This window comes from Novosphingobium sp., assembly GCF_036820275.1.
Lineage (GTDB): Bacteria > Pseudomonadota > Alphaproteobacteria > Sphingomonadales > Sphingomonadaceae > Novosphingobium.
Map to the genome: position 1 here is coordinate 96,384 of NZ_DAISLT010000011.1, position 18,029 is coordinate 114,412.

General features: G+C 63.9%; 14 protein-coding genes and 1 pseudogene. 8 read left to right on the forward strand and 7 right to left on the reverse strand.

The window, feature by feature from the left end:
- Positions 1-111: 111 nt before the first annotated feature.
- Genes V7066_RS11155 through V7066_RS11170 form a run of 4 tightly spaced genes read right to left on the reverse strand, consistent with a single transcriptional unit; the run spans position 112 to position 5,795 of the window.
- Positions 112-1,194: a hypothetical protein gene (locus V7066_RS11155; protein ID WP_334183114.1), complete on the reverse strand. Its 1,083-nt coding sequence runs from the start codon at positions 1,192-1,194 to the stop codon at positions 112-114.
- Between the two features lies 1 nt (position 1,195).
- The gene (locus V7066_RS11160) at positions 1,196-4,204 is read right to left on the reverse strand and encodes a TonB-dependent receptor (RefSeq protein ID WP_334183115.1); all 3,009 of its coding nucleotides are present in this window, start codon (positions 4,202-4,204) and stop codon (positions 1,196-1,198) included.
- A gap of 29 nt (positions 4,205-4,233) precedes the next feature.
- A complete protein-coding gene (locus tag V7066_RS11165; protein WP_334183116.1) occupies positions 4,234-5,220 on the reverse strand; it encodes a FecR family protein in 987 nt (328 codons plus the stop codon).
- Positions 5,217-5,795, reverse strand: coding sequence for an RNA polymerase sigma factor (locus V7066_RS11170; protein WP_334183117.1), 579 nt, complete (start codon positions 5,793-5,795; stop codon positions 5,217-5,219). The genes V7066_RS11165 and V7066_RS11170 overlap by 4 nt, the downstream gene beginning before the upstream one ends.
- 254 nt (positions 5,796-6,049) lie before the next feature.
- Between V7066_RS11170 and V7066_RS11175 the strand changes: the two genes are divergently transcribed.
- The 3 genes and pseudogenes from V7066_RS11175 to V7066_RS11185 all read left to right on the forward strand — a co-directional run.
- On the forward strand, positions 6,050-8,830 hold the full coding sequence (locus tag V7066_RS11175) for a TonB-dependent receptor (protein WP_334183118.1): 2,781 nt from the start codon (positions 6,050-6,052) through the stop codon (positions 8,828-8,830).
- 80 nt (positions 8,831-8,910) lie between these two features.
- The gene (phoA, locus tag V7066_RS11180; RefSeq protein ID WP_334183119.1) at positions 8,911-10,326 is read left to right on the forward strand and encodes an alkaline phosphatase; all 1,416 of its coding nucleotides are present in this window, start codon (positions 8,911-8,913) and stop codon (positions 10,324-10,326) included.
- A 189-nt stretch (positions 10,327-10,515) separates the two neighbouring features.
- Positions 10,516-10,835: pseudogene (locus V7066_RS11185) on the forward strand (integrase core domain-containing protein); the annotation flags it as partial.
- A gap of 310 nt (positions 10,836-11,145) precedes the next feature.
- On the opposite strand, the gene V7066_RS11190 reads toward V7066_RS11185, so the two are convergent.
- The gene (locus V7066_RS11190; RefSeq protein WP_334183120.1) at positions 11,146-11,385 is read right to left on the reverse strand and encodes a hypothetical protein; all 240 of its coding nucleotides are present in this window, start codon (positions 11,383-11,385) and stop codon (positions 11,146-11,148) included.
- Between the two features lie 234 nt (positions 11,386-11,619).
- Here V7066_RS11190 and V7066_RS11195 point away from each other — a divergent pair, with 234 nt between their 5' ends.
- Complete coding sequence (locus V7066_RS11195) at positions 11,620-13,647, forward strand: PAS domain-containing protein (protein ID WP_334183121.1); 2,028 nt, start codon at positions 11,620-11,622, stop codon at positions 13,645-13,647.
- Positions 13,547-14,425: an ATP-binding protein gene (locus tag V7066_RS11200; RefSeq protein ID WP_334183158.1), complete on the forward strand. Its 879-nt coding sequence runs from the start codon at positions 13,547-13,549 to the stop codon at positions 14,423-14,425. The genes V7066_RS11195 and V7066_RS11200 overlap by 101 nt, the downstream gene beginning before the upstream one ends.
- A 94-nt stretch (positions 14,426-14,519) precedes the next feature.
- Here the strand turns inward: V7066_RS11200 and V7066_RS11205 are convergent, their stop codons facing one another.
- Positions 14,520-15,065 carry a lipocalin family protein gene (locus V7066_RS11205; RefSeq protein ID WP_334183122.1) on the reverse strand — a complete coding sequence of 182 codons (546 nt, stop codon included), beginning with the start codon at positions 15,063-15,065 and terminating at the stop codon, positions 14,520-14,522.
- Positions 15,066-15,329: 264 nt separating this feature from the next.
- On the opposite strand from V7066_RS11205, the gene V7066_RS11210 reads away from it, so the two are divergent.
- Positions 15,330-15,959: an outer membrane protein gene (locus V7066_RS11210; protein WP_334183123.1), complete on the forward strand. Its 630-nt coding sequence runs from the start codon at positions 15,330-15,332 to the stop codon at positions 15,957-15,959.
- Between the two features lie 130 nt (positions 15,960-16,089).
- Here the strand turns inward: V7066_RS11210 and V7066_RS11215 are convergent, their stop codons facing one another.
- Positions 16,090-16,302 carry a DUF2945 domain-containing protein gene (locus tag V7066_RS11215; RefSeq protein ID WP_334183124.1) on the reverse strand — a complete coding sequence of 71 codons (213 nt, stop codon included), beginning with the start codon at positions 16,300-16,302 and terminating at the stop codon, positions 16,090-16,092.
- A gap of 153 nt (positions 16,303-16,455) precedes the next feature.
- Here V7066_RS11215 and gntA point away from each other — a divergent pair, with 153 nt between their 5' ends.
- Positions 16,456-17,118: a guanitoxin biosynthesis heme-dependent pre-guanitoxin N-hydroxylase GntA gene (gene gntA, locus V7066_RS11220; RefSeq protein WP_334183125.1), complete on the forward strand. Its 663-nt coding sequence runs from the start codon at positions 16,456-16,458 to the stop codon at positions 17,116-17,118.
- Positions 17,115-17,774, forward strand: coding sequence for an urea carboxylase-associated family protein (locus tag V7066_RS11225; RefSeq protein WP_334183126.1), 660 nt, complete (start codon positions 17,115-17,117; stop codon positions 17,772-17,774). The genes gntA and V7066_RS11225 overlap by 4 nt, the downstream gene beginning before the upstream one ends.
- Positions 17,775-18,029 lie beyond the last annotated feature (255 nt).

Below are 18,029 nucleotides of genomic sequence, written 5' to 3' on the forward strand. Positions count from 1 at the left end.
AATCAGGTCTTTCGGCCACGCGGTACTCGCCTCAGATCACGGGCCCGAAGGTCAGCCCAGGGCAAGTTCACCGTTGCAGCGAGAACTCGATGTTCCAGGCTCATCGGACGATTAGAGGCCGCCTTGACTTAGGCACGGCGACATCCTTGTCTCCCTGATTGGTAAAGGGGGAATAGGGCGGTCACCTGATGCGAAAATTGCATCTGCGCCGAGACGTGTAAGCATGGGATTGCGAAAGCACAGGTTGTAGCGCGGCCGGTCTGCCGGATCAAAACCCGCTTCGGGCGCCGCTGCGGCGAGACTGATTTCCGCAGCGGCGATCGCAGCATCGCCGAATACCCAGTTCTGATCGGATAAATGGCTGATCAGGCATTCCGGAGAGCCTTGGACGGGAAAGAGTGCAGGATCTTTTCCAGCGATGATGGCCGCCGCGTCGATCCAGTCCGATACGCGGTCGCGATCTTCGCCTTCCGGTGCCGCATGCGCACACGCTTGCGCAGCAACCCAGCGTGCGGGCAGCCCACGACGCATGGCCTCCGCAAGCCCGAGAATGTGATGCGCGCCCGTTCCCGCGACGCGAAGTTCGGGGGCGGTATTTCCATCTGCTTGCCAATGTAGCACCAGGGCCTTGGCCCAGTCGTGCCAGAGAATTGCGCCCACGACGCTGTCGCGGTCGATCTGCGCGCGTTCCGAGCGATAGGCGCGGATAAGCGCGGTGCCGCTCGCGAGATTCGTGGCGATATGCTCGGCAAGCCCACCAGGCCAGCTATGATGCGATCCGCTGTTTCCGCCCGGTGCGGTGAGAACCGGCGTCGCCAGACGGGGACACGCCTCACTATCGTCGAGCAGCGGCGGAAACAGCATCTTGCGGGCCTCTTCCATACCTGCCGCTGTCTGATGACGATCGTCGAGGAAACCTTGGGCCACCAATGCTTCGACGATTTTCCGCTGCTTTTCGGAATCGAGGCCGACGCGATGCTGCACACAGTCGTCCGGGGCAAGCAGCGCCGCGCGTGTCAGTCGGCGGGCTTCGGCATCACTCAGACTGTCGATGGCCTTGATGACGGTCCGCCGCGCTTGCTGGAACAGGGGTGACCTTTCCGCCACTTGTGACATCGCGGCATCGGGCGAAGTCTGGCCTTGCGCCCCGGTCGGTAACAGCAGCAGCGCCGCAAGGAAGAGGAAGCGACGCATTTCAGAAACTCCTGTCGATCCGCAGGCCTATCACCCGCCCGGTTGCGATCCGCTGCCCGACTGGGCCGGCATGGCGCCCCACCGTGCTGCGATAGGCGTCGGCCGCCAGCAGATTGCGGACAAAGAACCGGATCGTGCCGATTGCCGCGGCATCATAGCCGAGATTGATATCGATCTGGCTGGAGGGCTGCACCCAGATGTCGAGCGCCGAGCCATCCAGCACCGAATTGCCGGACTCCGATAGTCCGAAGAGACCGTATTGCTGGAGATAGCGGCCGGTCCATCGCCCGGTCACTGCGCCCGACCACCCGCTGCCGCGATAGCCCAGCTCGACCGAAAGGTTGCGCTCCGGCGCATATTGCATGTGCTCGACCGGATCGAGGCGCGGGTTCTTCAGGTGCACCCGGGCATGGAGCAAGGTCGTCTGCGCGGAGATCCGCCAGCCGTCGAAGGCACTGTGCAGCCGTCCCAACGGCAGGTTTCCGCTGAACTCGATACCCATCAGGCGTGCCGTGCCGCCGTTGGTCGGCTCGATCACGATCACGCCGGTTTCGCTGCTGCCTGCTGCATTGGCGTAGTCGCCTCCGGCATCGTAAAGATAATGCGCCAGGCGCTTGGCAAAGAACGCCACGCTGAAGCGCGCATCGTCAGGGGCGCGCCATTCGAACGACCAGTCGAAATTGAGCGCCCGGACCGCGCGAAGATCGGGATTGCCCCGGATCAGTTCGAGCGCCCCGGTCGCGGAATTCTCCACCGTGGCGCTTCCCGCAAGCTGGCTGGGGGAGGGCCTGACATAGCTGGTCCAGAGCGTCGCCCGCATCGCGCGCCGGGCGTCCGGGTTCCAGCGCAGGCCGATGCTGGGCAGCAGCGCACCGAACTGCGCGCGGCTGCGGTTCCAGCCATAATCGATACCGCCCGTGTCGACACCGTCATTGCCGGTCACCCAGTAGCGGGCGTCGATCCAGGCCTGTTCCGCGCGCAGTCCGGGCGTGAGAATGAAGGGACCCGCAGCGATCCGCGCCCGCGCGTAGAGCGCCGCGACGGTTTCGGAAACGGCGAAGCTCTGGCCGTTGCGTTCGTCGGGCGAGAGGTCGGGCTCGGAGGCCGAACGGATACGTTCAAGAAGCCGCTCGCGATCCACCAGCGGCAGCGCAAAATCGTAAGTTCCCGGCAGGATCGCGGCGATGGACCCCGTCGTCAGTCCGCTACTGCCCAGCGTCGTGCCCGGCGCGAAGACATCTTCGTAGGTGATATCCGTCACCTGACCCAGCCGCCGGGATCGGGTTACCGCAATGCCGGTTTCGATCAATCGCAAGGCGCCGGTTTCGGAGCGACGGCTGGCCGCCAGCTCGCCGCCGAAGCGCCGATCACTGCTGCGCTGGCTGCGCACCTCGCCCTGGAGGCGGACCGGGAAGCGCGAAAGATCCTGCGCCAGACGGGCATCTGCGGCGGTCAGCAGCGGCACCGGATAGCCGCCTTGCATGCCGATCGAAACGCCGTTTTCCAGCCCGGTGGACACCGGGTCCCAGAACGATACTTCGACATGATCGGGACGGCGCGTCACCCCGCTTCCGGCGTGGAGGCGCAGGCGCAGGTCGGTTCGGCCCAGCGCCGCATTCAGGCCCGTCTGGCCGAGCAGCATGGTGCTGCGCTCTGGATTCGTCTGGTACCAGTAGCGGATCGCGCCGTTCGTGCTGGCCTGCTCGTAGAGACCATTGCCTATCGGCGTGCGGGTAATGTCGCCAGCACTGCTGCCGCTCTGGAAGCCCAACTGGTAGATGTCCTGTTCCGTCCGGCTTCCGGCAAAGGTCAGCCGCGCGAACAGGCGCAGGTCGGACGAGGGCTGATAGTCGAATGCGGCCATCGCGCTTGCGCTATGCGTGACGCCGCGCGTGAACTGGGCGTTGACGCTGGTGGGCAGCAGGTTGCGGGCCGGGTCGATCCCGGCTGGAGTGCGCCCCTCGGCATCCACGATGCGGAATTCGACCGTGCCCTGCTGGTATGTCTGCTGGCTGTTGGCGAAAGCGCGGCGACCGGCTTGCGCGATAAGCGCGACCCCCAATCGGTCGCCCGCGCCGAAGCGGCGGACATAGCGCAGGCCGAGCTGTCTGTTGGCGGCACCCTGGCCATAGACGAGGGCATTGGTGTCGATCCCGCCGGCGGCAACCAGTTTCAGCCCCTGCGGCGAGCCGTCGAAAGCGGAAGGCGCCCGAATATCGATGACGGCGCCGGTGACGTCTCCCGACCGTTCCGGCCCCGGTGTCTTCACCAGTTCCAGCGCCGCGAACCCGAAGGCGGGGAGCATGCCGAGTTGAACCTCGCGTCCGTAAGGCAGGCTCTGCGGCATGGCGACGCCGTCGATCGTCGCAAGACTGTAGGCTCCGCCCAAGCCGCGTATCGCGGCAAACTGTCCTTCGGCGCGCGCCGCGCGGTCGTTTCCGCCGAGATCCCCCTGGAGATTGGTGGTCAGCGTCAGCACGCCCGGCATGCGCGCCACGGCCTCGGCGAGGTTGCGATCGGTTGCGGGCGGCTGGTCGCCGAGCAAAGTGTCGCTTGCAGGCGCAGGTTCGGCGGAACCGATGAGATCGACGGGCGTGCCGCGAAGGCCTTGGACGAAGATCGTGTCTCCCGCGCGCGCGGGAAGCGGGGCGGCGACAGCGGGACGGACGGGCTTGCGCCGGATTGCCCCAGCGGCGCGGGCATTGCGGATGATCGATACCCCCGCGCCCTGACGTCCGATCCGTACCGAGAGGCTCCGCGTCATCTGCCGCAGCGCCGTATCGAAGTCATCCGCGCTGACGGTGCCGGAGACCATTCCGGCGATGCTTTCCGGCGCGAAGACGATATTGCGCCCGCTCTGGCGCGCCAGTTCCATCAGGGCGCGGTCGAGCGGCCTTGGCGAGATCGCGAAACGCCGCTGCGCCAGCGCCGGTGGCGAGGCGAGCGCCGCCGCCAGGGCGAGACCGGAGAGCAGGCCCCGACCCAAGGCCGCGTTTCGACGGAGCAGCATGTCTTGCGCCTTGCGTCCGTGTCGTCAGATCATCGCGACTCGATCTCGTATCCCTGGCCGGTGTGTTTCCAGCGTACCGGGTGGATGGAGGACAGGCCGGCAAGGAAGGATTCGAGATCGGCCACCGCGTATGCTCCGCTCACATGGAGCCTCGCCAGCGCCGGATCGTCGAGGGTGACGCGGGGCGCGCCCTGATCGGCAAAGGCGGAAAGCGCCTCTCCCAGCGTGCAGTCGGAAAACACCAGACGGCCTTCGCGCCAGGCGATCGCAGCTTCCGCATCGACCTCGTCGACCCGCGCCTGCGCTCCGGTGACCTCCACCCGTTGGCCGGGGCGAGGCTCGGCCAGCATCGCGCCGCCTTGCCGGACCTCCAGCGCACCGCGGGCCAGGATGACCGCGACCGGGCGATCCTGTCGATTGCGCACTGTGAACAGGGTGCCCTTGTCGACCACCGAGACGTCGCGGGCATCGACCGTGAAGCCGCGCCATTGATGAACGACGTCGAACACCGCCTCGCCGCTTTCCAGCTCCACGTGCCGCCCGAGCGGTCCGATCCGCGCCTCGATGCGGCTGTGGGGTGCAAGCCAGACGCGGGTGCCGTCGGCCAGCGCCACCTCGCGCCGGTCCTGCCCGGTCGCAAAACCGGATTGGCTTGGTTGCACCATCCAGAACGCCAGCGCGGCGGCGGCCATGCCGCCCAGCGCCAGACCGCCACGCACGACATGCCGCGGCGTCATTGCTGGCTTGCGGCGAACCGGGGCAATGGGGGCAGCGGGGGATGACGAAGCCCTGAAGCCGCCAGCTTCGAAACCGCCGTGCCGGGCAGCCTCCGGTGCGGCATCCCAGGCCCGCGAGACGAGATCGGCAGCGGCCGCATGTTCGGGACGTTCGCGCAGCCAGTCCAGGAACGCGGCGCGATCGGCATCGTCCATGCCCTCCCGGGCGCGGGTCAGCCAGATCGCCGCCTGCTCCAGCACGGCATCGTCGGCAGCGGGTTTCATGCCAGGGGACTTCATGACAGCGGCTCCGCGAGCATGGCCGCCAGCCGCGCAAGGCTGCGTTCCACATGGCGCGATACCGCCTTGGTCTCGATTCCCAACCTAGCGGCGGCGTCCTTGTGGCTGAATCCTTCGACCCGCACCAACAGGAACGCCTCCCGCGCGGCGGGGGAGAGGATCTTCATCGCTTCCGAAAGGGCGTGCAATTCACCGCGTCCGATCAATATGCGTTCGGGATCGTCGGTTCCTTCGTCCTGCAAGTCGTTTTCGATGGCGACATGGCTGCCTTCCATCCGCGTTTCGCTCCGCCGGTATTTGTCTATCAGCAGGTTAGACGCAGCGCGGAGCAGAAATCCCCGCCAACTGGCGATCTTTTGCGGATCGGGGCTTGCCGAGATGACCCGCAGGTAGACGTCCTGCACGAAATCCTCGGCATCCTCGCCCGGTCGGACGCGGCGGCGGAAATAGCTTCTCAGCGTCGAGCGATGGTCTTCCAGCACTTCGACGACACCCGGTGAAGCCCGCCTGTGCTGGTCGCCCCTGCACTCGTCTTCAGTGTCCGGCTGTGCACCGGCACCGATGGGCTTGCTCATTCGCGACACTCCGAGAGACACTTTCGGCGGCCCTTAAATGCGGGTGGTTGCACCTCTGTGACCACGGGCGCGGCACCCGTCCGGGTGCTGCTCCCTGTCTGGCGCGAAGGCATGAAACGGCGCCCATAGCCGCATCTCGATGACAGGTTCGTGACGCTAAAAAAATAGAATCCGCGGAGGGGAATTCGCGAAATCGCTGCGTCTCGGCTGGCGTGGGGGGCGAACGGAACACGCCTCGCCAGGGAAGGAAAACCATGCTTTCTTTGAATGCGAAATCCATTCTGCTCGCGGGCTCCGCGATGCTTGTACTCGCGCTGCCGGGCACGGCTTCGGCGCAGGACGCCCAGGGAGCCACCGCAGCCGATACGGGCAGCAACGGCGGTGAACTCGTCGTGGTCGCCCGCCGCAGCCAGACGGCCGACGTGCAGCTCAACTCCAGCAAGCCGATCTCGGTCCTTTCGGAAGAAGACCTGCAACACACCGCCGTCCACAACGTCGCCGAAGCGCTGGGCCTGATGCCCGGTGTCAACGTGATGAACACCGGCTCGTCGTTCTTCGGCGGCATCGACGGCGCCTCCCGCGGCGAGGGCATGTTCGTCTCGATCCGCGGCCTCAATGCCGAATACAACGTCAACCTCATCAACGGGGTCAACGTGGCGCAGGGCATGCCCTACAGCCGTCAGGTCAAGCTCAGCCTGCTGCCGCCTTCGGGCCTCAACACGATCGTGCTCAACAAGGTCTCCAGCGCCGATATGGACGGTGACGCGATCGGCGGCACCGTCGATTTCCGCACCCCGACCGCTTACGACTACAGCCAGGACTTCCACCTTGCCGTCACCGCATCCGGCCGCGTCGAGACGCGCGCCCGCGATTACGACGACAGCGGGCTGGGCGGCGGCTTCTCGGGCGAGATCGCCAAGCGCTTCGGCTCGGAAGGCCAGTTCGGCATCTATGCCAGCGGCTATTTCGACGAACGCCACTTCGCCAACAGCGAGATGGCCGGTGCCGCGGCGGCGCAGAGCGACGGCGGCTGGGGCTACCTTGCGGCCTCCGACGCCGACGGCACGCCCTATGCAGGCATCGATCCGCAGAAGAACGTGACCCAGACCGGCGTCAATATCGGCGTTTCTAACGGCTATACCCGTCGCTGGGGCGGTAATGCCTCGCTTGACTGGCATCCGGACGACACCACCCAGATCTACCTGCGCGGCACGTACGCCTATGCCAAGACCGAGCAGAACTCGACCTTCAGCCAGTATGCCGCATCCAGCAAGTCTTACAACGAACTGGTCCCCGGCAGCGGCCGCTATGCCCTCAGCGTCGACCAGATCTCGACGCGCGTCTGGTATGAAACCAACCCCGAGATCGCCAAGCTGGCGACCGCGTCGCTGGGCGGCGTGAAGGAAGCCGGAAGCTGGACGATCTCGCCGCAGGTCTTCTTCAGCGAAGGACACAACGACCGTCCGGGCCATATCGAGGCCTCGATCCGCAACAACCAGTCCGACAACTACAACCACGGCAGCACCAGCCCGCTCGGCGGCCTGTCGATGAGCTACAAGGACAACCTGCCGCAACCGCTGTTCACGCCGGAGATCCTCGATCAGTTGGACAACGCCGGTGACGTCTTGCTGGCGCGCCGCGCGGGCCAGTATACCTACCAGACCAGCGGCCAGACTAAATGGGGCGGCCGCCTCGATCTGGAGCGCAAGTTCGAAGGCTCCGCGCTTCAGTCGATCAAGTTCGGCGGCAAGTATTCGGATTCCAGCCGCAAGGTCACCAACCGCGACTGGACGAACGACCACTTCGCCAACTTGCTGGGCGAGGCGGGCGTGACCTGGGCCGACCTCGGCATTGTCAACGGAAAGTACGATTCCGTGTTCCCCGGCGTCTACAACTGGAGCGTCCCGAAGGTCGATCAGGACAAGCTCAAGGAATACTTCTTCAAGTACCAGACGGCCGCCTCGTTCGACAGCTGCGGCGACAATCTGTCCTATACCGATAACCTGAACTGCAACACCCAGCGCGGCAGCGAGCGGGTCGCGGCGGGTTACGTGATGGCGAACATCCAGAGCGGCGATCTGGAAGTGATCCCCGGCCTGCGCTTCGAGCACACCTCGATCGACAACACCTATTGGGTGCGCCAGACCGATGCGGACGGCAACCCGGTCACCGGCAACTTCGAAACCAACCACACCCAGTACAACGAGCTGTTGCCCAGCTTGCTCGTCAATTACCGGCCTACCTCCGACAGCGTCTATCGCGGATCGGTCTGGTGGTCCTATACCCGTCCCGCCTTCGTCCAGCTCGGCGGCGGCTCGCAGGTCGACGTGGGCGACACCACCACGACCATCACGATGGGCAACCCCAACCTGAAGCCGGTCAAGTCGCTCAACATCGACGTGTCGGGCGAATGGAAGATCACGCAGAGCGGCTACCTGACCCTGGGCGGCTACTACAAGCACCTCAGCAACTATCTCTACGACAACGGCAGCGGCTATGTGAACGGCAACGAGCTGCCGGACAACAACGTCATCACCATCATGCCGCAGAACGGCGGATCGGGCGACGTCTACGGTCTGGAAATGCAGTTCCGCAAGAAGTTCACCGAGGCCCCGGGCATTCTGGGCGGCTTCGGCATCGGCGGCAGCCTTACCCGCCAGTGGACCAAGGTGGACATCGGCGACGGCGTGCAGAAGCGCATCCAGAACGCGCCCTCGATCCTGGGTGATGCACAGCTGTTCTGGGAGCAGGGCCGCTTCAGCATCGACATGATCTACCACTACAGCGGCGAATATGTGTCGAGCTACAATTCGCTCGGCCTCGGCACCTGGGACGACACCTGGATCCGTCCGATCCAGACGGTGGACCTCCATGCCGGGTACGACTTCGGCGGCGGCATCCGTGCCGACCTGTCGGTGGCGAACCTCTTCGGTGCCTACACTTACTGGGCGCATATCGGGCGCGATACCCTGGCTCTCTCGGACGTCGTCGATTCCGGCACGACCGCACTCATGACTGTCAAATTCGCCTTCTAAGGCGGTGACACGGAGCACGGCGTCCCCATCCGGCGCCGTGCTTCCTCTAAGTCTCTATCTATTCCTGTGTGAGTTCGACCATGAAATACCGTCTCCTCGTCCCGGCGCTCCTTACTTTCGCAAGCGCGGTTCCGGCGATCGCCCAGACCGGGGCTTCCCCTGACGACCTGGCCCGCGTCGCTTCCGGCGATCCGCGCGAACCGGGCGGTGCGCGCCGCCTGCGCGGCGACATGGCCGATCTCTACCGCCGCCTGAACGTCGAGGGCGAGGTGCGCAACGTGATCCTGCTGATCGGCGACGGCATGGGCGATTCCGAAATCACTCTGGCGCGCAACTATGCCGAAGGCGCCGGCGGTTTCTTCAAGGGTATCGATGCCTTGCCCTTCACCGGCCAGTACACGCACTATTCGCTCGACAAGCAAACCGGCAAGCCGAACTACGTCACCGATTCCGCCGCTTCCGCCACGGCCTGGTCCACCGGCGTGAAGAGCTACAACGGCGCGATCGGGGTCGACATCGCCGAAAAGCCGCACACTTCGCTGCTGGCACGCGCCAAGGCTGCGGGTCTGGCCACGGGTGACGTCTCGACCGCCGAGATCGAGGACGCCACCCCGGCGGCACAAGTCGCGCATGTCACCCAGCGCAAGTGCTTCGGCCCCACCGCGACCAGCGCCGCCTGTCCGACCAATGCGCTGGAGAACGGCGGCCTGGGATCGATCGCGGAGCAGCTTCTCGACACGCGCCCCGATGTCACCCTCGGCGGCGGTGCAGCGGCGTTCGGAGAGATCGCCCGCGCCGGCAAGTGGAAGGGCAAGACGCTCACGGCGCAAGCCCAGGCGCGGGGCTACCGGCTCGTCCGCAATGCCGCCGAACTCGAACAGGTTGCGGCGGCGAGCCAGAAGCAGCCGCTGCTCGGGCTGTTCTCGCAGGGCGACATGCCGGTCCGCTGGAAAGGCCCCAAGGCCAGCCTCCACGGCAATCTCGAAAAACCGGCGATTACCTGCGAGGTCAACGAGGCGCGCACCGCCGACATTCCCACGCTGGCCTCAATGACGCGCAAGGCGATCGACCTGCTCGGCCGCAATCCCAAGGGCTTCTTCCTGCAAGTCGAAGGCGCGTCCATCGACAAGGAAGACCATGCCGCCAACCCCTGCGGCCAGATCGGCGAGACCGTCGACCTCGACGAGGCGGTGCAGGCGGCGCTGGCCTTCGCGAAGGCCGACGGCCATACGCTGGTGATCGTCACGGCGGACCATGCCCATAGCAGCCAGATCATCGCCAACGGCAGCCATGCACCGGGCCTGACCGCCGCGCTCAACACTCGCGAAGGCGGCGTGATGACCGTCAGCTACGGCACTGCCGAAAGCGGTTCGCAGGGGCATACCGGCACCCAACTTCGCGTCGCCGCTTACGGTCCGCACGCCGCGAACTTCTCCGGCCTACTGGACCAGACCGACATGTTCTACATCATCCGCGATGCCCTGAAGTTGCAGTAAGCCCGCAAGGTCCGGCCGTCTGCCGATGGCCGGACTTTCACTATCGTTGCCGTGCCAAAAGCGCCCAAACAATCCCCCAATGTCCCTCGACCGTCGTTCGCTTCTCCATCGCGACCTGGGTGCCGCCGCTCTGGCCGGGCTGCCGGCATCGCTGGCCCGCGCGGCCGCGATCCCGGCGGCGCGGCGCTCGGGTATCCGAAGACGATCCGGGTAGACCAGGGCTCCGAGTTCATCAGCTGCGACCTGGATCTATGGGCCTACACCAACAGTGTGACGCTGGACTTCTCCCGGCCCGGGAAGCCCACCGACAACACCTTCATCGAAGCGTTCAACGAGCGCTTCCGGGCGGAGTGCCTGAACACCCACTGGTTCTTGACGCTTGCAGACGCCTGCGAAAGTTGGAGGAGTGGCATAGGTACTACAACGAGGATCGGCCGCAGGGTGCCATCAGCAACAAGCCCCCGATCACGTTGATGAAACCCGGTGACGCGCCCAGCCCGTCACCGTGACCATAGCCGGGAAACTCTAACTCCGGGTGGTCTAGAGAAGGGTGTCGGATCACCGTCGCGTAGCAGGATCGAGGACGCCACCCAGCCTTTGAGAAGGAAAAAGATCCCCTCTACCCGGTCTCCTTCTTTTCTTATCGACTGCCCGCGGCCGATCTTTCGCGGTTCACCGAAGTGGCGTTGGAGCTTGCTTTTCTCAAGCTGCGTGGGAGAAACAAATTCCTCAAGTCGATGATAGGGTGAGTTCATGCAGGTCTCCCGGGAGCTGCTTCGCCCTGCAGCTGCCACCGGAATCTCGCATTAACATAAGTTATCAAGGCAGCTTGTGCGTCTTGGAACGCGCGCCGCCGACGCCGCCGGTCCCGCCGGTGTTGGCCCCGGGGTTAAGGCGCTCATCCTCTTTATCGGGATGGAGTTCGGCTTCCTCGGCGCGTGCAGGGTTCTTTTCGGGAACGCCGGCGGGTGGCCTTCCATTCCTGTTCGTCCACCGTCCGTCGCGTGTCGAGGCGGTGCCGGTGACGTTTCGGGAATCGTCGGGTTCATATTCTGCCACGATCCGTCTCCTTCAATTGTGAAAAGTCTTCAGACGCGTGATGTGTTCCCTTCAGAAGCTACGAACCGGTCGGCAAGCCACGAAAAATCATGCGAAGCAGGGAACATCGCTTACCGCTGTGCGATCTGAAGCTGTCGCAGTTCTCCCACACGTTCTTCACGCTTGCTGCGAATGGTTGCCTGGCAGGGAAGTGGCTAAGATGAAGCAACCCGCAAGCATGAAGATGATCGCCGAATGACGAACCCTAAGCCAGCCGATCCGCAAGTGGAGGGTCTATCCGATACCGAACGCGTTCGTCTCGCGCTTGCCGCCGGGGCGATCGTCGGGACCTGGTTCTGGGACGTAACCGCGGACAAGTTCACCTTTGACCAGCAGTTTGCGGATGCATTCGGCATCGATCCGATGCTTGGCGGTTCCGGTCTCGGTCTCGAACAGATCGTCGCCACCGTCCATCCGGATGACCGGGAAGGGCTTACGGCCGCGATCGAGGATGCCATCGCGCGCGGCGGTCCCTACGCACACCATTATCGCGTGCAGAGGCGCGATGGAACCTGGCACTGGATCGAGGCCAACGGCCGGGTCGACAAGGATCCGGATCGAGGCACCGTGACCTTCCCGGGCGTTCTCATCGACATCAATGAACGCCACAGCCTGATGGAAGAGCGGGACCGGGCGATGCGCCTGCTGGAGGCCTTCATCGAAGCTGTGCCCGGCGTCGTCTATGCGAAGGATCGCGAAGGCCGGATGATGGTCGCCAACCGGGGAGTCTCCGAACTGGTAGGCAAGCCGATCGCCGAGATCATCGGCAGGACCGACCGGGAGACCCTGGACAACTCGGCGGAAGCGGCCGGTGTCATGCAGCGCGATGCAGCGATCATGGCGGGCGACGAAGCCGTGCAGATCGAGGAGCAGGTGTCCTATCCGGATGGCCGGGCGGCGATATGGCTGTCGACCAAAGCGCCGTTTCGAGACGAGGATGGGCAGATCGTCGGGCTGATCGGCTCTTCGGTCGACATTACCGAACGCCGGGCCACCGAAGCCGAATTGCGCGAGACCGAGGAACGCTATCGCCTTGCCGCGCGCGCGACGAACGATGCCGTCTGGGACTGGCGCATCGCGGATGGCCATGTCATCTGGAACGAGGCGCTGGAGAGACGGTACGGTCACTCTCATGCCGAAACCGGGGCGCAATGGTGGCTCGATCATATTCATCCGGACGACCGCGATCGGGTCGACGTAGAAATTCACGCCGCGATCGCAGGCAGGGGAACGGCCTGGACCTCCGAGTATCGTTTCCGCTGCGCCGACGGCACTTATGCCGATGTGCTGGATCGGGGTTTCGTGCTGCGCAGAGAAGACGGCAGCCCCCTGCGCATGATCGGCGCCATGCAGGACCTTACCGAGCGGCGGGTACGCGAAGCCGCGGTGCGGGAAAGCGAGGAGCGGGCCAGGCTGGCCACCGAAGCTGCGGCGATCGGCACTTGGAACCTCGACCTGCGCTCCGGCAAGCTGCGCTGGGATGCGCGGACGAAAGCGCTTTTCGGCCTCTCGGCGAAGTCTGCCGTGACGTATGAAGGCGCATTCCTCCGCGGCCTTCATCCGGACGATCGCGCGGCGACCGAGGCGGCGGTGGCGGCAGCTATTGCGCCTGGGGGAACTGGAAAATATCATATCGAATACCGCACCATAGGTATCGAAGACGGCATCGAGCGCTGGGTCGCGGCCAGAGGCCGTTCGGTCGTCACCGACAGGGGCGAGCCCCTTCATTTCATCGGTACGGTCGTCGACATTACCGAGCTGAAGCAGACCGAGGCGAGCCTGCGTGAACTCAACGAAACTCTCGAGGCCCGCGTGGCTGCGGAGGTCGCCGAGCGGGCGGCGGCTGAAGAAGCGCTCAGGCAGTCCCAGAAGATGGAGGCGGTGGGGCAACTGACGGGCGGGATCGCGCACGACTTCAACAACATGCTGGCGGTGGTGATAGGGTCGCTGGACCTGCTCGGCCGCCGTATGGATTCGAGCGATCCGAAAGTCCGGCGCTACATCGATGCCGCCTCGGAGGGCGCGCAGCGGGCTGCGACCCTGACACAGCGGCTACTGGCTTTCTCCCGCCAGCAACCGCTGAATCCCGAAGTGATCGATGCAAACAAGCTGGTTGCAGGGCATGTCGGACCTTTTGCGTCATTCGCTGGGGGCCGACATACGCCTCGAGATGATTTCGATCGGCGGTCTGTGGCGCACCCATGCCGATCGCAACCAGCTTGAGAACGCGATCCTCAACCTTGCGGTCAATGCCCGTGATGCCATGCCGCACGGCGGGCGCCTCGCGATCGAAACGCGGAACATCGATTCCGACGAGCGGGATAGCGGTGCAACACGCGGCACACCGGTGAGGGACTACGTTCTGATCTCCGTCTCGGATACCGGAGCGGGCATGGCGGAAGAGGTGGCTGCCAAGGCTTTCGATCCCTTTTTCACGACGAAACAGGTCGGCAAGGGCACAGGCCTCGGTCTCAGCCAGGTCTACGGGTTCGTCAGACAGTCCGGGGGGTATGTCAAGCTGCGCTCCGTGCCCGGCGAAGGTACGATGATCGAGCTCTATCTTCCCCGGTTCGCGGGTGATGACCGCGATACGGTTGTGCCGCCGTTGCAGGACTTGCGGATGGGCGACGGGCACGAGGTTGTCCTCGTCGTCGATGACGAGGCGGCGGTCCGCCGGTTGAGCGTGGATGCGCTCACCGAGTTGGGTTACCAGGTGCTGGAAGCGGACGGCGCCCTATCGGCGTTGCGGCTGCTGGACGCCCACCCCGAGATCGCGCTGCTTTTCACCGATATCGTCATGCCTGACATCAATGGGCGCAAGCTCGCGGAAGAAGCGCTTCGGCGAAGGCCTGAGCTGAAAATCCTCTACACGAGCGGTTATAACCGCAGCTCTGCCAGCGCCATGGACATGCAGGATGCAGGCGTCGACATGATCGGCAAGCCCTTCACCGTCGAGCAACTTGCCGTAAAGCTTCGCGCAGTGCTGGACCGCCCGGCGTAATCCCGATGCCGGAGGGCGTTTCGAAATGGACGATACCTGCGCGTCAACCGGGGGGGCTCGGCGGCGTGCGGCCGCGGAACATGTCTCCGCGCTTCTACTGCTGCGTCTTGCGGACAAGCGACCAATCGTAGCCCAGCGCTTCCACGCGCGCCTGCAGTTTCGTCACCAGCGCGGCGCCGGGACGGGGTTCGCGGGTGAGCACCCACAGGTAGCGCCCGGACGGTTCTCCCACGATGGACCACTCGTAATCCTCGCCGTGATCGAGCACCCAGTAGTTGCCGTAGAATGGCCCGAAGAAGGAGACCTTCAGCTTGGCCTTGGTGGCGGCATCGACAATTCTGGCTTTACCGGTCGACTGCTTCCATTTGCCGTTCCGCAAGCCGCGGTTGACGACCTTTACCGTGCCGTCATCGCTCAGCGAATAGTCCGCCATGACGCCGTCCATGCCTTTTTGGAACGGAGCTTCGTAACGGAACTGCTCGTACCACCGGCCCATGTACCGCTCGACGTCGACTGGGTTGGCAGGCTGCGGAACCGCTCGGTTCCCGACCGGCCCGGGGTGCGGCATAAAGGCGCGGGCGCAGGCTCCCAGTACGAGCGTGGTGCCGGCCAAGCCAAGGGCGATCGTCGATTTGCGCATAACTGCTCCCGTGATTGCAGGTCTGATAAACCATTCATGCGGTTCCGGTTTCCGCGGCCTTTACGGGAAACGCCTGCCCGATCCGATTTGACGACGGCCTGCGGTACTGCGCTCGGCAATCTGTGTCATATCTGTCACATCATCGTCTTCAATGGCCAAGGCGATGCACAATTCCGGAAACCTTCGTTTCGCGAGGCGAGTTTGCAATCCGACGAGTGTGAGTGATCCGCCCTCGCGCGGATCGACGAAGAAAAGGAAATCTCCATGAAAGCCAAGATGTTCACCCTCGCGGCGCTTGCCGCCGCGGCAGGCTTTGCGCAACCGGCGTTCGCACAGGATACGAACGGCACGGAGGTCGCACCGAACGGCACGTCGTTTCGCGGTGTTCGCATCGAAGGCAATGTCGGCGGCGACCGCTTCCAGTCCGAAGGTAATCACAACCACAAGTTCGGCTTCGGCGGCACGGTAGGGTTCGACGGCACTTTGGGTGAGCGCTTCGTCATCGGTGCCGAGGGAAGCTTCTGGAAGCCCGGCAGCGGCAATGAAAATTCGTCGGATCTCGGCGGCGGTTTGCGCATCGACCACAAGGCTTTCGAGGAATGGGGCGCAGCCGTGCGTGCGGGCTACCTGGTGTCGCCGCAGTTCCTGGTGTTCGGCAAGGCCGGGTACGTGAACGGCGAGCAGCGCAAGCGCCTTGTCGGTCCGGCAGGTGAGACGCTGGTCTACGATCACTACCGCGCGGACGGCTATCAGGTCGGCGGCGGCACCGAGTATACGCTGACGCCGAACAGCAGCGTCCCCGTCTACGTGAACGCCCAGTACGTCTATTCGAACTATCACGGGAACAGCGGTCGCCAGCGCCTGATGGCGGGTGTGGGTGTACGCTTCAAGTAAGCGAACTCTGCTTGAACGCATGCGGGACAGGTTCTTTCGAGAAGTGCCTGTCCCGCATGCATGTTCGCAGGATAATTGGTGGCAGCGGACGGGCAAACATCAACTTATCGATACCGGCAAGCTGGACCATCTATCGCGGTTTTCTTGTTAAGGCATCGGGCTTGTGCGCGGCGCGCTTTCCTTCGTCGGTCTCGACTATGAACTCGGGATTGTCCTTGGACGCTGCCGCTTTGTGCTCCTTGACGGTCGTCGGCTTGGTGATCTTTCGGATCACTTTTCCATGAGCCTCGCCGCCATGGCTCTTCCAACTTACGGCATCGCCCTTCTTCAGGCCTTTGGTCATTTCCTTGTCTCCTCTGGCTGCAAGCCAAACGAATTATGGTGCGCACGGGTTCACACTATCTCTCGTTGCGGCGGCGCAACGGACGCTGCCTGCGCTCAAATCTCTGCGCCACCTTTTCGCCTGACGCCCGTTAGGACATTGGGAGAATGAACAATGGACGCTGACGGTCTTGAAAAAGAGTTCCAGGACAGAATTCGCGATGCTGCATTCCCTTGCGTCGGCGCGAAATCGGCCCTTGCCCGAGGATCGCTCAAGGTTCTCCCGGCAAGGGATTTGACCAGCGCCTGGAACGACGTTGCGATCCACCGCGAACTGCTTGAATGGAGCCGGGATTACCGCGACGAACCGGAAGGTCTGCGCAGTCTTGCCGTGGTTTTCGAAGGTCCCCTCGATCTGAGCGAGCCGGATTTCGAGGGTTGGATGTGGCAGCGTATCCAGTCCTTTGCGGACAAGGACGCCTGGCTTGGGCAGCCTTACGATCGGTCCGTCAGTCCTGATCCTGAGGACCCGCACTTTTCGTTGAGCTTCGGCGGCAATGCCTTTTTCGTCGTTGGCCTTCATCCCGGGGCATCGCGTCCGGCCCGGCGCTTTCCGCGCCCTGCGCTGGTCTTCAACCTGCACGATCAGTTCGAGCGTCTGCGCGAGGAAGGACGATATGAACGCCTGCGCGAGCGCATCCTCGAACGCGACCTGGCAATGGCGGGATCGCTCAATCCGATGCTGGCGCGCCACGGCGAGGCCAGTGAGGCCCGTCAGTACAGCGGCAGAAAAGTCGACGACGCCTGGGCATGCCCATTCAAGGATCCACGGGAATGAACCAATTCGAAGTCATCCCTCCGCGCAGCGGCGTGGCCTTCGAGCTTCGGGAGGGGCAGACCTTGACGGTATGCGATCCGCTAGGCTGCCAGGTCGCCGACCTGCTGGCGTTTGCAGCGGACGACATTCGCGAGGTCATCTCAAATGGCCGCACCTTCGATTACGAGGAAACCATCAGCCTCACGACCGGCAATCGTCTTTGGTCGAACCGCTCGCAGGTGCTGCTGGAAATCCTAGAGGATGCCGTCGGCCGTCACGACTTTCTCCTGACACCTTGTAGCGAAGCCACATTCAGGCATTTCTATCCCGACAAGCCGGTGCATCGCGGCTGCTTCGGCAATCTGGCCGAAGCGCTTGCGCCTTACGGGGTCGAACCCGATGCGATTCCGACGGCCTTCAACTTGTTCATGAATGTGCCCGTGGAGGCAGACAGCGGCAAGCTTTCGGTCTTGCCGCCGACCAGTCGGGCCGGCGATTGGATCGCCCTCTTGGCCCGGCGCGATTGCATCATCGGGCTCACGGCATGCTCGGCCTATGCGTCGAACGGAGGCACGTTCAAGCCGATTCATTATCGCATTTCGAACGAACGGCCCTCTAGCAGGGAGGTCGACATTCAATCTGGCGAAGCTCAGGCCGTGCACCATCGGCATGATTAGCCCCGCCTTGTCACATCAGCCTGCACAATAGAGTGGTTTTTCAGCCGAGACAGCGTTTGCCGATCAGGTTCTCACCATGACAGCGAAACTGGCGGAGGCGAAGCATGGCCGTGCAACTATCGATAGATGTTGAACTCGATTATGCTTTGTCGGGCCCGACCGATCTGCTGCTTCAGTTGGAGGCCGCGCTCATTCCCGAGCAGATCGTATGTTAAATTGCGCGCTCACCGCTCGAAGCCTATGGCCGAAGAGTGA